Consider the following 15,309-nt stretch of genomic DNA (forward strand, 5'->3'; position numbering starts at 1 on the left):
ACAGGCGCGTGCTGCTGCTTGGCACCTTGAGCACCCTCTCGGCCTGCGCCTCACTGCGCGCCCCGGGCTCCGACCTCCCGCCCCTGCCCCCGTTGCCACCCGGCCCCTACCGCCTCGGCCCCGGCGATGTGCTAAATCTGCGCATCTACAACCAGCCGCAGCTCTCCGGTTCCTATAATGTGGACGATAGCGGCAATATCAGCCTGCCTTTGCTCGGGCTGATCCGCGCCCAGGGCCGCAGCACCGACGATCTCTCCGCCGCCATCGCCTCCGCGCTGCAAAGCGGCGGGCTGATCCTGCATCCGAGCGTGGCGGTGGAAATCACCACCTACCGCCCCTTTTACATACTGGGCGAGGTGAACACCCCCGGCCAGTACCCATTCCGCCCGGGAATGACGGCTCTGACCGCGATTTCCATCGCCGGAGGCTTCACCTACCGGGCTTGCCAAGACTATGTGGGAGTGACGCGCAATACCGGCAGCGCTGCTGCCCAATATCGCGCCCCACTTTTTGCATTGGCACAGCCCGGCGATGTCATCACGGTATTTGAGCGGCGGTTCTAGATCGATATTGGCTTGGATCGAATCACCAGATTCGATCCAAGCCAATGAAATTAATCGCAAAGACAAAGCTAGACCATGATCGACGCAAGGCAATCATGGTCTAGGCAGATCACCCTAGCGGCCGCCGCCGCAGGTTTTCTCACCTTCACCAACATGTGGTGCACCCAGGCCCTGCTGCCGGTACTTGGCACGGCGCTGCACGCCACCCCGGCGCAAACAGGCCTCACCGTCACCGCCCCGCTCGCCGCCACCGCCGCCATGGCCCCGCTCATCGGCGCCATTTCCGACCGCTTCGGACGCAAGCGCTTCATCGCCGGGGCGGCGCTGCTGCTGGTCATTCCCACGCTGCTGGCGGCGGCCTCGGTCAACCTGCCCATGCTCATCGCCTGCCGCTTCGCCCAGGGGCTGCTGCTGCCGTTCATCTTCATCGTCACCATCGCCTATATGGGTGACGAGCTGGCGGGCATGGCCGTCACCCGGCTCGCGGGCATCTACACGGCGGGCACCATCCTGGGCGGCTTCTCGGGCCGATTCATCGCTGGGCTGGCCACGGAGGCCTTCGGCTGGCGCGCGGCCTTTGTCTGTATCGGGCTGGTCACGCTGGTAATGGCCCTGGTGGTCTCCGCCCTGCTGCCCAAGGAGCGCAACTTCAACCCCGTGCGCGGCATTGGCGGGGCGCTGCGCTCCTTCCCCACGCATCTGAGCAACCCGCGTCTGCTCGCCACCTATGTGGTGGGGTTCGGCGTGCTGTTCAGCCTGGTCACGGTGTTCACCTTCATCAATTTCCGCCTCGCCGAAGCCCCCTATAATCTCGGTCCGGCGGCTTTGGGCGGCATCTTCGTGGTGTATCTCGGCGGTGTGGCCATTAGCCCCGTGGCCGGGCGGCTCGCCGCCCAATACGGCCACCGCCCGGTGATGGCGGGCGCTCTGCTGCCGGTCTTCGCCGGGCTGGCGCTCACTTTGGCGCAGCCGCTCTGGGCCATCGGGCTGGGGCTGCTGCTCATCTGCTGCGGGCTGTTCACCCAGCAATCCATCGCCACCGGCTATACCAGCCTCTCCGCCCGCACGGCCAAATCCACCGCCGTGGGGCTGTATGTCACCTGCTATTACGTCGGCGGCAGCATCGGAGGCACGCTGCCCGCCGGAGTGTGGCACAGCCATGGTTGGCCGGGCTGCGTCGCGGTCACCGCCGCGATGCAGCTCCTGGCCTTCGCCGTCGCCATGCTGTTCTGGCGCCCGCTGGGGCCGCGCGCCTAGCCCATCGCCTCCAGCGCGCCCAGCGACTCGGGTAGGATCTGCCCGCCATCCACGGCGATGCTCTGGCCGGTGATGTAAGCCGCCTCCTCGGAGGCCAGGAACAACGCCGTATTGGCGATATCCTCCGGCGTGCCCAGCCGCTTCATCGGGATCGAGGCTTCCATCGCCGCGAGATAGTCCGGCCCGTTCCCCTCCAGCCCCTCGGTAAAGATATTCCCCGGCAGCACCGCGTTCACAGTGATCTTCTTCGGCGCCAGCTCAATCGCGGCCGTGCGCATGAACCCCAACTGCCCGGCCTTGGAGGCCCCATAATGCGCCCAGCCCGGATAACCCGTGATCGGCCCCGTGATGGACGAGGTAAGGATGATCCGCCCGCTCCCCACCTTGGTCATGGCCGGCAGCACCGCCGAGACCGAGAGAAACGTGCTGCGCAGATTGGTGTTGATGACATGGTCGAACTCCGCCGGAGTCATCTCGGAGAGCTTGGCCGCGGGAAAGATGCCCGCATTGGCGCAGAGGATGTCGATGCCCCCGAACTTGCTCACCGCCGCCTCGGCCATGGCCGTGCAGCCCTCGGGCGTGGCCACATCCGCCGCGAACCCCGCCGCATGCGGGCCGATCTCGGCCGCCACCTTGTCGGCATCCGCCTGGCTGCGCGAAACCGCCAGCACATTGATCCCCGCCCGCCCGAAACGCAGCGCGATGCCGCGCCCAATCCCGCGCGTCGCACCGGTGACAATGACGGTTTTACCTTGCAACGATTTCAGCATACGAACTCCCGAGGCTGTGCGGCCCGCATAAATGTTGTAACTCCAACATATGTATGATGCAGGCCCAACATCCATAATCAAGCGGAATTTGCGGGAGGCGCCAGCGCATGAAACCAGATAAATCGGCCCGGCAGGGAAAAATTATGGCGGCGCTGGAAACCTCCCCCAGCCTGCGCGTGGCGGAACTGGCGCAAACTCTGGGCGTTTCCACCGAGACCATCCGCCGCGACCTCGACCAGATGACCAGCGCCGGGCTGCTCAACCGCACCTATGGCGGCGCGGTCCGCCCCCTGCATTCCGAGCCGACGGTTGCCGAACGCCACACCATGTTCGTGACCGAACGCCAGCGAATCGCTCGCGCCACCCTGCCATTGCTGCGCGACGCGCGGGTGCTGATCCTCGGCTCCGGCTCCACCACGGTGCATGTGGCTCATGAGATCGCGGCCAAGCTGAAGGATCTCATGGTCATCACCCACTCCTTCGGCGTGGCGGCGGCTCTCTCCGCCAACCCCACGATCAAGACGCTGCTGCTCCCCGGCGAGTACCACGCGGGCGAAGGCACGCTGCTCGGCGGCCACACCATCGCCTTCCTGCAGGATCTCTATGCCGACTGCACGATACTCGGTGCCAGCGGCCTCTCTGAGGAAGGCCCCACCGACGCGCTGCCCGAAAGTGCGGCGGTTTACAGCACCATGGCGGCACGGGCGGCGCGCAGCGTGGTGGTGGCCGACCATTCCAAGTTCAACCGGCTGTTCACGGCTCGCTATGCCGATTGGCGGCGCATCGGCCATCTGGTCACGGATCAGGCCCCCGAGGGCGCCATGGCCACCCAGCTCCAGCTTAGCGGCACGCAAGTGGTGCTGGGCTAACAAAAACGGCCGGAACGCATCGCGCTCCGGCCGTTTGCAGTCTTACGGAAGGTTCCGCTTACTTGTCGCGGAAATGGGTTTCCTTCGCCTCGATGGCCGCCTGCGCGGCAGCCAAGCGCGCCACCGGCACGCGGTAGGGCGAGCAGGAGACATAGTCGAGGCCCACGGACTCGCAGAACGCGATGGAGGCCGGGTCGCCGCCATGCTCGCCGCAGATGCCTAGCTTCAGGTTCGGCTTCTTCGCCCGGCCCTTCTCGGCGGCGATGCGCACGAGACCACCCACGCCGTCCACGTCGATGGACACGAACGGATCCTTCGGCAGAATGCCCTGCTCGACATAGGCGGGCAGGAACTTGCCGGCGTCGTCACGCGAGAGGCCAAACACGGTCTGCGTCAGGTCGTTGGTGCCGAAGGAGAAGAAGTCCGCCGATTCCGCAATCTGGTCGGCGGTAAGCGCCGCGCGCGGCAGCTCGATCATGGTGCCGATCGAGTATTCCACCGTCTTGCCGGTTTCCTCGAATACGGCCTTGGCCATCCGCTCCACCTGGGCGCGGGTGATGTCCAGCTCGCGCTTGGTGCCGACGAGCGGGATCATGATCTCCGGCACCGGGGCCTTCGCGGTCTTCGAGACCTCGACCGCCGCCTCGAAGATGGCGCGGGCCTGCATCTCGTAGATCTCCGGGTAGGTCACGCCCAGGCGGCAGCCGCGATGGCCAAGCATCGGGTTGGCTTCGGACAGCTCTTCCGCGCGCTCCTTGATCGTGGCGGCATCCATACCCAGCGCGTCGGCCACTTCCTTCAGCTCAGCCTCGCCATGCGGCAGGAACTCGTGCAGCGGCGGGTCGAGCAGGCGGATGGTGACCGGCAGGCCTTCCATGATCTTGAACAGCGAGACGAAGTCCTCGCGCTGGAACGGCAGCAGCTTGGCCAGCGCCGTGCGGCGGCCGGCCTCGTCCTTGGCCATGATCATCTGACGCACGGCGCCGATGCGCTGCGGGTCGAAGAACATGTGCTCGGTACGGCACAGGCCGATGCCCTCGGCGCCGAATTTGCGGGCGGTCTCGGCGTCCAGCGGGGTCTCGGCGTTGGTGCGCACCTTCAGGCGGCGGATCTCGTCGGCCCAGCCCATGAGGGTGCCGAAATCGCCGGAGAGCTGCGGCTCGATCATCTTCACGGACCCCGCGAACACCTCGCCGGTGGCGCCATCGATGGTCAGGATCTCACCCGCGCGGATGGTCACGCCATTGGCGGAGAGCGTCTGCGCGCCGTAATCGATGGAAATGCTGCCGGCACCGGCCACGCAGGGCCGGCCCATGCCACGCGCCACCACGGCCGCGTGGCTGGTCATACCGCCGCGGGTGGTGAGAACGCCACGGGCGGCGTGCATGCCGTGAATGTCTTCCGGGCTGGTCTCGATACGAACCAGGATCACCGACTCACCCTTCTGCGCACGCAGCTCGGCCTCGTCAGCCGAGAACACCACGGCACCGGAAGCGGCACCCGGCGAGGCAGGCAGGCCCTTGGCGAACTGGGTCTTGGCGGCCTTCGGGTCCAGGGTCGGGTGCAGCAGCTGGTCGAGCGCAGCGGGGTTCACGCGCATCACGGCGGTGTTGCGGTCGATCAGCCCTTCCTCGGCCATCTCGACGGCAATGCGCAGCGAGGCAGCGGCGGAACGCTTACCGGAGCGGGTCTGCAGCATGTACAGCTTGTTTTGCTGCACGGTGAACTCGATGTCCTGCATATCCTTGTAGTGCTTCTCAAGGATCGAGCGGACATTCTTCAGCTCGGCATAGGCCTCCGGCAGCGCGGCTTCCATGCTCACTTCGCCCGGCTTGGCGTAAACCTGGGAGAGCGGGCGCGGGGTGCGGATGCCGGCCACCACGTCCTCGCCCTGGGCGTTGACGAGGTACTCGCCATAGAACTCGTTGAGGCCGGTGGAAGGGTCGCGGGTGAAGCACACGCCGGTGGCGCAATCCTCGCCCATATTGCCGAACACCATGGCCTGCACGTTCACCGCCGTGCCCCAGTTGGCCGGGATGTCATGCAGACGACGGTACACGTTGGCGCGCGGGTTCATCCAGGAACCGAACACGGCGCCGATCGCGCCCCAGAGCTGGTCCTGCGGGTCCTGCGGGAAGGGCTTGCCGATCTCTTCGGCGACCATCGCCTTGTAGCCTTCCACCACGCGCTGCCAGTGCTCCGGCGTCAGCGCGGTGTCCTCGATCACGTCGGCATCCAGCTTCACGTGCTCGATGATCTCCTCGAAGCGGTGATGGTCCACGCCCAGCACCACGGAGCCGTACATCTGGATGAAGCGGCGGTAGGAGTCCCAGGCGAAACGCGCATCGCCCGACCCGGCGGCGAGGCCGAGCACGGTGACGTCGTTCAGGCCGAGGTTCAGCACGGTGTCCATCATGCCCGGCATGGAGACGCGCGCGCCCGAGCGCACGGAAACCAGCAACGGCTTGTCCTTGTCGCCGAACTTGCGGCCGACCGCCTCTTCGATGCGGGCCAGGGCGGCATCCACCTGCGCCTTCAGCTCGGCGGGATAGTTGCGGTCGTTATCGTAATACGCGGTGCAGACTTCGGTGGTGATGGTGAAGCCGGGGGGCACGGGCAGATTGATGCTGGCCATCTCGGCGAGGTTGGCACCCTTGCCGCCCAGCAGGTTGCGGAGCGAGGCATTGCCATCATTCACCCCTGCGCCGAAGTTATAAACCCATTTCGTCATACCCAACTCCTAACCTTCAACCCTGGAGAAATCAGCTATTTGATTGACCGTGCCGCGGAAGCGGGCGAGCAGTCGCAAACGATTAAGGCGCAATTCAGGCAATTCCGCGTTAACCGTAACTTTTTCAAAGAACGCGTCCACCACGCCACGCAGCGAGGCCAAAGCCTGCATCGCGGCGGTGAAATCCTCGGCCGCGAGCAGCCCGGCGGCCTCGCTTTGCACCGCATCCAACCGGTCGCGGAAGGCGTTTTCTTCCGGCAAAGGCAGTTCACCCTCCACCTTCAGCCCCTCATGCGGCCCGTCCTTGGCATCCTCGATGCGGAGGATGTTCGCGGCGCGCTTATACGCGGCGTGCAGGCTCTTGCCATCCTCGGTGGCCAGCATCTCGCCCAGCGCGTCCACGCGCTTCATCAGCCGCACGAGGTCGTCATCCGCACCCGCCGCCAGCACGGCGTCCAGCACGTCGAACCGCTTGCCCTCGCCGCGCAGCTTCACGCGCAGGCGCTCGACGATGAAGCCAAACAGCTCCTCATCCCCGCCGATCAGCGCCTTCAGCCCCAGCCGCAGCCCGTTTTCCAGCACGATGCGGATCACCCCCAGCGCGCAGCGGCGCAGCGCATAGGGGTCGCCCGAGCCTGTCGGCTTCTCGCCGATGCGGAAGAACTCGCGCAGCGTGTCCAGCTTATCGGCCAGCGCCACGGAGACGGCGACCACACCCGTCGGCACGTCATCGGACGGCCCCTTGGGCTGATAATGCGTCGAGATCGCCCCGCCCACGGCGGCGCCACGCGTGCGGGCGGCGTAGTAGCCCCCCATGATGCCCTGAAGTTCGGGGAACTCGCCCACCATGCCGGTGACGAGATCGGCCTTGGCCAGCAGCCCGGCCTCCGCCGCCTGCCCCACCTGCTCCGGCGTGCCGCCCAGCAGCCCGGCGATATCCCCGGCCAGAGCGGCGATGCGGTCCGCGCGGGCGCGCTGGGTGCCGATCTTGGCGTGAAAGGTGATCTTCTCCAGCTTCGGCAGCAGCTGATCCAGCGGGGTCTTGAGGTCCAGCTCCCAGAAATGCCGCGCATCGGAGAGACGGGCGCGCAGCACGCGCTCATTGCCCGCCACAATCGCCGCCCCGCCATCCTCGGCCTCCAGATTGGCGGCAAAGGCGAAATACGGCGCGGGCTTACCCGAGGCATCGCGCAGCGCGAAGTATTTCTGGTTGATCTTCATGGAGAGCTCGCGCACCTCGTGCGGCAGGCCCATGAAGGCATCGTCGATCTTGCCAATCAGCGGCACCGGCCATTCCACCAGCCCGGTCACCTCATCCAGCAGCGCCTCGTCCGGCGCCACGGTGAGGTTCAGGGCAGCAGCCTTCTCGGCCATACCGGCGGCGATCTTCGCCTTGCGCTCGCCCTGTGCCGCGATAACGCGGCGCTCGCGCAGCGTCTCTTCCCACACGGCGGCGGAGGAAACGGCAACCGCCCCCGGCCCAAGCACGCGGTGCCCCTCGGTTTCATTGCCCGCCGTCACGGGACCGAGGGTGAAGGGGATCACCTCGCCATCCAGCAGGCAGACGACGCGGCGCAGCGGGCGCACCCAGGTGAACTCACCGGCCGTGCCCCAGCGCATGGATTTCGGCCAGGGCAGCTTGGCCAGCGCCTCGGGCAGCACGGCGGCGATGAAATCCTTCGCGGGCTGGCTCGGATTCTGCTTGTTCAGCACCCAAAAATCGCCTTCCTGGGTCAGATCGGCCTTCTCCGCCCCATGCTTGCGCAGGAACCCGGCCAGCGCCTGCTCCGGCGCGCTCGCGCGCGGGCCGCGCTCGGAGATGGTGCTGGCAGGCACTTCCGCCGCCACATCGGCCTTCAGCGCAATACGCCTTGGGCCATAATAGGTCTGCTCGACCTTGACCCCCAGCTTTTGCAGCGCCTGGGTGCAGATCGCCTCCAGATGCCCGGACGCCCCGGCCTGCATGCGCGCCGGGATCTCCTCGGAAAACAGTTCGATGAAAAATTCGGCCATCTTACTCACCCGCGATCCAGGCTTCGGCGCAGGCCTTGGCCAGATTACGCACCCGGCCAATGTAGGCGGCGCGCTCAGCCACCGAGATCACGCCCCGCGCATCCAGCAGATTGAACAGATGGCTGGCCTTGATGCACTGGTCATAAGCCGGCTGGGCCACGCCCGCCGCCACCAGGGCCGCGCATTCCTTCTCCGCATCCTCGAAGTGCCGGGCCAGCATCTCGGTATTGGCCAGCTCGAAGTTATGCTTCGAGTAGTCCCGCTCGGCGCGGAGGAACACGTCGCCATAGGTCACGCCTTGGCCGTTGAAGTCCAGGTCGTACACATTCTCCACGCCCTGCACATACATGGCGAGGCGCTCCAGCCCGTAGGTCAGCTCGGCGCTCGGCGCCACGCAGGCAATGCCGCCCACCTGCTGGAAATAGGTGAACTGCGTCACCTCCATGCCATCGCACCAGACTTCCCAGCCCAGGCCCCAGGCGCCCAGAGTCGGGCTTTCCCAGTCATCCTCGACAAAACGGATATCGTGCGTCCGGCGATCGAGGCCGATGGCGTCGTAGGATTGCAGCAGCAGTTCCTGGATATTCTCCGGGCTCGGCTTCAGCAGCGCCTGATACTGGTAATAATGCTGCAAGCGATTCGGGTTCTCGCCATAGCGCCCGTCGGACGGGCGGCGCGAAGGCTGCACATAGGCCGCCTTCCAGGGCTTCGGCCCCAGGGCGCGCAGGGTCGTGGCCGGGTGGAAGGTCCCCGCTCCCATCTCGACATCATAAGGCTGCAGGATGACGCAGCCTTGCTCCGCCCAAAACCTGTGCAATGTCAGGATGATATCCTGGAAACTTTTCGGGCGCCCCTGGGCGGTATGGACTGTCATGGACCCTTGATTAAAGTATAAAAAGCCTGTCGCGGCGCAGCAATACGGCCCCGAACGGCGAAGAGCAACCACAGAGGACGCCAAGACATGAGCAAAACCACGAAATGGGGCGCTACGGACTGGCTATGCCTCGCCCTGAGCGGGCTGATCGGCGGTGGCGTGTTCGCGTTCCGCTGGTTCACGGTGGTGCCGGTCTCCACGGTCGGCCAATGCGCCGCCGCCAACGCCCCCGCCTTCTGCACCCCGCGCCACTGGATGCTCCTCGGCCAGTATTACGATGCCTGGGGCTGGTCCGGCCTCGCTTTGGGGCTGGCCGCGTTCTTCTTGGGTAGCCGCGTGCTGGCGGCGCTGGCGCTGGGGGCGGGCATCGCCTCGGTGGTGAATTACAACGCCACCCAGGGCATCATTGGCGCGGCGCTGGGGCTGATGGCCTGGGGCAGCGTCATCTCAAACCGCCCCGGCTGGCGGGGTTAAAGCCCCACCTTCCCCATCGCCAGGAACTTCTCGCGCCGCTTCGCCTTAAGCGCCTCGGGGGAGAGGTCCTTCAGCGGAGCAAGCTGGCGCTCCACCTCGTCGCCCAATGCCGCCAGGGCGGCTTCCGGGTCGCGGTGCGCGCCACCCAGCGGCTCCTGCACGATCTCGTCGATCAGCCCGAGCTTCTTGAGGTCCTGGGCGGTGATGCGCATGGCCTCGGCGGCCACCGGGGCCTGGGCCGAGTCGCGCCACAGGATGGACGCGCAGCCTTCCGGCGAGATCACCGAATAGATCGCGTGCTCGTACATCAGCACGGCATTGCCAGCGGCCAGAGCAATCGCGCCGCCCGAGCCGCCCTCGCCGATGATGGTCGCCACCAGCGGCACCGGGGCGGAGAGGCAGGCCTCGATACCGCGCGCAATGGCCTCGGCCTGGCCACGGGCCTCGGCCTCAATGCCGGGGAACGCGCCGGACGTGTCCACAAAGGTAAGAATCGGCAGGTTGAAGCGCCCGGCCAGCTCCATCAGGCGCTTGGCCTTGCGGTAGCCCTCGGGCTTGGCCATGCCGAAATTATGCTTGATGCGGGTCTCGGTATCGGTACCCTTCTCGGTGCCGATCACCATCACCGGCGTACCACGGAAACGGCCCATGCCGCCGATGATCGCGGCATCGTCGGCAAAGGCGCGGTCGCCCGCGAGCGGGATGAAATCCTCGATCAGCGCGGCGATGACGCCCGCCGCCTTGGGCCGCTCGGCATGGCGGGCCACCTGGGTCTTCTGCCAGGGGGTTAGCTTGGCGTAGATGCCCTTGAGTTGGGCGTCCGCCTTGGCGGAGAGGCGCGCCACCTCCTCGGCGATGTTGATCTCACCGGAGGCAGGCATCCGCCGCAGCTCGTCGATCTTGGCTTCGAGCTCGGCCACGGGTTTTTCAAATTCGAGGTACTGGCGCATGGGCATTGGCCTTTAGCACATATCCGCGCCGAGAAAAGGCCGCGCCCGGCACGCCGGATACACAGCTCCCCGGAACAAACCTGTTGGCGAAGCCGGAAGGGGATTCTAGGATCGCCCTAAACCCCTGAGGAGACACAAATGTCCGACCTGCTGAAATCCCCGCTCACCCTGAAAAAGCCGGGCTGGCTCGACGATTTCAAGGCCTTCGTCATGCGCGGCAATGTCGTCGATCTGGCGGTCGGTGTGGTCATCGGCGCGGCCTTCACCGGCATCGTCAACTCGCTGGTGAAGGACATCATCACCCCGGTCATCGGGCTGATTACCGGCGGTGTGGATTTCTCCAACCACTTCCTCATCCTCAAGGGCACGGCGGCGGCCACGCTGGCGGACGCGCAGAAGGCCGGAGATGTGACCATCAATTACGGCGTATTCCTCAACGCCGTGATCAACTTCCTGATCATCGCCGCGGCGATCTTCTGGATGGTGCGGCTGCTCGAAAAGCTCCACAAAGCCCCCGCCGCCGCTGCCCCCGCGCCCACGGCCAGCGAGACGCTGCTGGCCGAAATCCGCGATCTGCTGAAGGCCAAGGGCTGAAACGAAAACCGGGGCCAAAAGGCCCCGGTCTTTTTATCAGGCGTCCAGGTTCTTCTTGGCGAAGTTATGGTGCGCCTCGATATAGCGCACCGTGCCGGATTTGGAGCGCATCACGATGGAATGCGTCACCGCCCCATGGCCCACACGGCGCACGCCGTTCAGCATCGGGCCGGAGGTCACGCCCGTGGCGGCGAACATCACGTCGCCCTTGGCCATTTCCTCGATGCTGTAGATACGGTTCGGGTCGGTGATGCCCATGGTGCGCGCGCGCTCAATCTGCGCGTCATCCTCGAACAGCAGCTTGCCCTGCATCTGCCCACCGATGCAGCGCAGCGCCGCGGCGGAAAGCACGCCCTCGGGCGCGCCGCCGGAGCCGAGATACATGTCCACGCCCGTATTGGGCTGGCTGGCGGCAATCACGCCCGCCACGTCACCATCGCCGATGAGCATGATACGCGCCCCGGCTTCGCGGATCTTGGCGATCATCTCGGCATGGCGGTCACGGTCCAGCATGCAAACCATCAGCTCCTCAACCTCCAGCCCCTTGGCCAGAGCGAGGTTCCTGAGGTTCTCCTTCACCGGCGCGTCGAGCGAGACCACACCCTCCGGCAGCCCGCCGCCGACGGCGATCTTCTCCATGTAGATATCCGGCGCGTGCAGGAAGTTGCCGCGCTCGGCCAGCGCCACGGTGGCGATGGAGTTCGCCCCGCCCTTGGCGGTGATGGAGGTGCCCTCCAGCGGGTCCACGGCGATATCCATCGCCGGGCCGCCGCAGCCCACTTTCTCGCCGATATAGAGCATCGGCGCCTCGTCCATCTCGCCCTCGCCAATCACCACCGTGCCGTCGATGGCCACGGTGTCGAAGGCCTTGCGCATGGCTTCCACGGCGGCGCCGTCGGCGTCGTTCTTCTTGCCGCGGCCGATCCAGCGCGCGGCGGCGATGGCGGCGGCCTCGGTCACGCGGACCAGCTCCAGCGCCAGGTTGCGGTCGGAAACTTCGCCGAGGCGGCGGGATTCAGGCATGGGATTCGTCCTTACTTGGGTTCGATACGGATCAGCGCCGGGGCTTCCAGCACGGATTCCAGCATGGAGATGCGGGCGAGCGCGGCGTTCACCGCGTCCTCCCTTGTCTCATGGGTCACCAGCACGATGGGCACGGCCTCGCCCGGCTTGCGCCCGTGCTGGAGCATGGATTCAAGCGAGATGCCGTGGTCGCGCAGAATGGCGGTGACATCCGCCAGCACACCCGGCTGGTCCACCACCATCAGGCGGAGGAAATAGGCGCTTGTGAGATGCGCCATCGGCACCACGCGGGCCTCGGCCAGCTTGCTCTGCGCCATGCCCCAGACCGGGATCTGGTTGCCACGGGCGATGTCGATGAGGTCAGCCACCACGGCGGAGGCCGTCGGCCCCTCGCCCGCGCCACGGCCTTGCAGGAACACCGGGCCGGAGAAATCGCCCTCCAGCAGCACGGCGTTGAACACGCCGTCCACAGTGGCGATGGGCTTGCTCACCGGCACCATGGCCGGATGCACGCGGAGCGAAATCCCCGCCTCGGTGCGCTCGGCGATGCCCAGCAGCTTTATGCGATAGCCCAGCTCCTGGGCAAAGACGATGTCCAGCGCGGAGATGCGGCGGATGCCCTCCACATGGAGCGAGGAAAAGTCGATCTTCTGCCCGAACGCCAGCCCCGCCAGGATGGCGAGCTTATGCGCGGCGTCCACGCCGTCGATATCGAAGGAGGGATCGGCCTCGGCGTAGCCCAGACGCTGGGCGTCGGCCAGCACGTCGCCGAAGTCGCGCTTCTCCTCGCGCATGATGGTAAGAATGTAATTGCAGGTGCCGTTGAGGATACCGGCGACGCGGGACACGCGGTTCGCCGCCAGCCCCTCGCGCAGCACCTTGATCACGGGGATGCCACCGGCCACCGCCGCCTCATAAGCCAGCGGCAGGGAGGCATCTTCCGCCGCCTGGGCCAGCGCCGTGCCGTGCAGGGCCAGCAGTGCCTTGTTGGCGGTCACCAGCGGGCGGCCTGCGGCCAGCGCCTTCTCGGCCAGGGCCTTGGCCGGGCCGTCCGACCCGCCGATCAACTCCACCACCACGTCCACATTCTCGTCCCAGGCCAGGGCCAGCGGGTCGTCGTGCCAGATCAGCCCGTCCAGCGAGACCCCACGGTCGCGGTTGCGGTCGCGGGCGGAAACGGCGGTCACGGTGATCGGCCGGCCGGCGCGGGCGGTGATTAGCTCCGCCTGCTGGGCCAGAAGCTTGACCACACCGGCACCAACGGTGCCCAGCCCGGCAATGCCGACGCGCAACGGTTTCATTATTTGCTCTCCAGATCGTCTTCCGCCGGGGCGGCATTATCGGCCGCCAGGAAGGTGCGGATATTCCGCAGCGCCTGACGCAGCCGGTGGGTGTTCTCAACCAGGGCGATACGCACATGGCCGTCGCCATATTCGCCGAAGCCGACGCCCGGCGCCACGGCCACCTTGGCCTTGGCCATCAGCAGCTTGGAGAATTCCAGACTGCCAAGATGTCGGTAACGCTCGGGGATCGGCGCCCAGGCGAACATCGAGCCGTTGGGGGACGGCACATCCCACCCGGCCGCGTGCAGGCCCTTGATCAGCACATCGCGCCGCTCGCGGTAGAGATTGCGCATTTCCTCGACGCAATCCTGCGGGCCATTCAGCGCCGCCGTGGCCGCCACCTGGATCGGCGTGAACGCGCCGTAGTCCAGATAAGACTTCATCCGCGCCAGCGCCTTCACAAGGCGCGGATTGCCCACGCCAAAACCCATGCGCCAGCCGGGCATGGAATAGGTCTTGGACATCGAGGTGAACTCGATGGCGATATCCTTCGCCCCTTCCACCTGCAGCACGGAAGGCGGCGGATTGCCGTCGAAGTAGATCTCCGCATAGGCGATGTCCGAGATGATGAAGATCTCGTTCTTCCTCGCCAGCGCCACCAGCTCCTTGTAGAAATCAAGGTCGGCCATGTAGGCGGTGGGGTTGCTGGGGAAGTTCACGATCAGCGCGGTCGGCTTGGGCACGGAGTGGCGCACCGCTTGGTCGATGGCGCGCAGCATGTCCTCGCCCGGATGCGCCGGGATGGAGCGCACGGACGCTCCCGCGATGATGAAGCCGAACTGGTGGATCGGGTAGGACGGGTTTGGCACCAGAATGGTGTCGCCCGGCGAGGTGATGGCGGCGGCGAGGTTGGCGAGGCCTTCCTTGGAGCCGAGGGTCGCGATCACCTCGGTCTCCGGGTCCAGCTTCACGCCGAACCGGCGCTCGTAATACGCCGCCTGGGCGCGGCGCAGGCCGGGGATGCCACGGCTGGTGGAATAGCGGTGGCTGCGCGGGTCCTGCACGGTTTCCACCAGCTTGGCCACGATGTGCGGCGGGGTGGGGCTGTCCGGGTTGCCCATGCCGAGGTCGATAATATCCTCAGCCGCGGCGCGCGCCTTGGCCTTGGCGGCATTCACCTCGGCGAAGACGTAAGGGGGCAGGCGGCGGATGCGATGAAATTCTTCGGACATTTTCAACTCGGACTCGGGTGGACGATGCAGGCTTAATATACCAATTGCGCGAAGCCGCCAGAACCTGACGCCTGGGCGGCGACGCGGATATCGGCGGACGGCACGCCGTCGGCGGTCAGCGCGTCGGCGATGCGCCGGGCGCGGGAGAGGGCCAGGGGCAGGTTGCCCTCGCCGAACCCAACCACGCGGACCTGCGCTCCGGCGCGCTTGGCGGCGAATGTCTTGAGCAGCTTGGCCTGCTCCGGCGGCAGCAAGGCCGAGCTTGGCCGGAAGGCCACGTCCTGCGGCGGGCCGGGCGGCTTGGGCGCGGGGGCGGGAGCAACCGGCGCGGGCGCCGCGGCGGCAGGCGGCGGGGCGGTGAGGCTCAGCCCCGGCACGCTGGGCACGGGCGGCGCGGCAGCGGGCAGGGTCAGCCCCGCCAGCGCGCCGGGCGAGGGCGCGGAAACGCCCGTATGCGCCTGGGCCGCGATGGCCTCCTGCGCCCCTGCCGGGGTGGCTTGGGTGGCGGCTGGCACATCGGCCAGGTTGGGATACGGCAAGTTTGCTCCGGGAGGGGCTTGCCGGTTCTGCGCAATCGCGCCACCTTCGAAACTGTGATACAGGCCAACCGGCGCAGAACAGCCACAAAGAGAAAACGCCAAGACCACCGAGAATGCCGCTCCGCAACGCCGCCGTA

General features: G+C 66.6%; 14 protein-coding genes. 5 read left to right on the plus strand and 9 right to left on the minus strand.

The features are described 5' to 3' along the window. The first annotated feature begins 8 nt into the window (after nt 1-8). Nucleotides 9-563, plus strand: a complete 555-nt coding sequence (locus tag HNP71_RS11610) for a polysaccharide biosynthesis/export family protein (protein WP_343062399.1) — start codon at nt 9-11, stop codon at nt 561-563. Between the two features lie 75 nt (nt 564-638). After that, the gene (locus HNP71_RS11615; protein ID WP_183267095.1) at nt 639-1,820 is read left to right on the plus strand and encodes an MFS transporter; all 1,182 of its coding nucleotides are present in this window, start codon (nt 639-641) and stop codon (nt 1,818-1,820) included. Here the strand turns inward: HNP71_RS11615 and fabG are convergent. Then, nucleotides 1,817-2,590, minus strand: a complete 774-nt coding sequence (fabG, locus tag HNP71_RS11620; protein WP_183267096.1) for a 3-oxoacyl-ACP reductase FabG — start codon at nt 2,588-2,590, stop codon at nt 1,817-1,819. The two genes, HNP71_RS11615 and fabG, sit on opposite strands and share 4 nt — an antisense overlap. Nucleotides 2,591-2,697: 107 nt before the next feature. Between fabG and HNP71_RS11625 the strand changes: the two genes are divergently transcribed. Further along, entirely contained in the window at nt 2,698-3,459 is a 762-nt protein-coding gene (locus tag HNP71_RS11625; RefSeq protein ID WP_183267097.1) for a DeoR/GlpR family DNA-binding transcription regulator, read from the plus strand. 58 nt (nt 3,460-3,517) lie between these two features. Here the strand turns inward: HNP71_RS11625 and ppdK are convergent, their stop codons facing one another. The 3 genes from ppdK to HNP71_RS11640 are packed head-to-tail and all read right to left on the minus strand — an operon-like array spanning nt 3,518 to nt 9,077. Then, nucleotides 3,518-6,190, minus strand: coding sequence for a pyruvate, phosphate dikinase (gene ppdK, locus HNP71_RS11630; protein WP_183267098.1), 2,673 nt, complete (start codon nt 6,188-6,190; stop codon nt 3,518-3,520). A 9-nt stretch (nt 6,191-6,199) separates the two neighbouring features. Then, the gene (gene glyS / locus HNP71_RS11635) at nt 6,200-8,203 is read right to left on the minus strand and encodes a glycine--tRNA ligase subunit beta (RefSeq protein ID WP_183267099.1); all 2,004 of its coding nucleotides are present in this window, start codon (nt 8,201-8,203) and stop codon (nt 6,200-6,202) included. A gap of 1 nt (nt 8,204) precedes the next feature. Continuing rightward, nucleotides 8,205-9,077 carry a glycine--tRNA ligase subunit alpha gene (locus HNP71_RS11640; protein WP_183267100.1) on the minus strand — a complete coding sequence of 291 codons (873 nt, stop codon included), beginning with the start codon at nt 9,075-9,077 and terminating at the stop codon, nt 8,205-8,207. A gap of 87 nt (nt 9,078-9,164) precedes the next feature. On the opposite strand from HNP71_RS11640, the gene HNP71_RS11645 reads away from it, so the two are divergent. Beyond that, nucleotides 9,165-9,551: a hypothetical protein gene (locus HNP71_RS11645; RefSeq protein ID WP_183267101.1), complete on the plus strand. Its 387-nt coding sequence runs from the start codon at nt 9,165-9,167 to the stop codon at nt 9,549-9,551. Here HNP71_RS11645 and HNP71_RS11650 read toward each other — a convergent pair. After that, the gene (locus tag HNP71_RS11650) at nt 9,548-10,501 is read right to left on the minus strand and encodes an acetyl-CoA carboxylase carboxyltransferase subunit alpha (RefSeq protein WP_183267102.1); all 954 of its coding nucleotides are present in this window, start codon (nt 10,499-10,501) and stop codon (nt 9,548-9,550) included. The two genes, HNP71_RS11645 and HNP71_RS11650, sit on opposite strands and share 4 nt — an antisense overlap. Nucleotides 10,502-10,639: 138 nt before the next feature. On the opposite strand from HNP71_RS11650, the gene mscL reads away from it, so the two are divergent. Beyond that, nucleotides 10,640-11,095 (plus strand): large conductance mechanosensitive channel protein MscL, encoded by a 456-nt coding sequence (gene mscL, locus HNP71_RS11655; RefSeq protein ID WP_183267103.1) that lies wholly within the window; start codon nt 10,640-10,642, stop codon nt 11,093-11,095. Between the two features lie 36 nt (nt 11,096-11,131). Here mscL and glpX read toward each other — a convergent pair whose 3' ends face one another. Genes glpX through HNP71_RS11675 form a run of 4 tightly spaced genes read right to left on the minus strand, consistent with a single transcriptional unit; the run spans nt 11,132 to nt 15,172 of the window. Beyond that, the gene (glpX, locus tag HNP71_RS11660; RefSeq protein WP_183267104.1) at nt 11,132-12,118 is read right to left on the minus strand and encodes a class II fructose-bisphosphatase; all 987 of its coding nucleotides are present in this window, start codon (nt 12,116-12,118) and stop codon (nt 11,132-11,134) included. An 11-nt stretch (nt 12,119-12,129) separates the two neighbouring features. Further along, a complete protein-coding gene (locus tag HNP71_RS11665) occupies nt 12,130-13,419 on the minus strand; it encodes a homoserine dehydrogenase (RefSeq protein WP_221246839.1) in 1,290 nt (429 codons plus the stop codon). Then, nucleotides 13,419-14,633 (minus strand): LL-diaminopimelate aminotransferase, encoded by a 1,215-nt coding sequence (locus HNP71_RS11670; RefSeq protein WP_183267105.1) that lies wholly within the window; start codon nt 14,631-14,633, stop codon nt 13,419-13,421. Before HNP71_RS11670 ends, HNP71_RS11665 begins: the two co-directional genes overlap by 1 nt. A 32-nt stretch (nt 14,634-14,665) precedes the next feature. Beyond that, on the minus strand, nt 14,666-15,172 hold the full coding sequence (locus HNP71_RS11675) for an OmpA family protein (protein WP_183267106.1): 507 nt from the start codon (nt 15,170-15,172) through the stop codon (nt 14,666-14,668). Between the last annotated feature and the right edge of the window lie 137 nt (nt 15,173-15,309).

The sequence above is a fragment of the Acidocella aromatica genome (assembly GCF_014201825.1).
Taxonomy (GTDB): domain Bacteria; phylum Pseudomonadota; class Alphaproteobacteria; order Acetobacterales; family Acetobacteraceae; genus Acidocella; species Acidocella aromatica.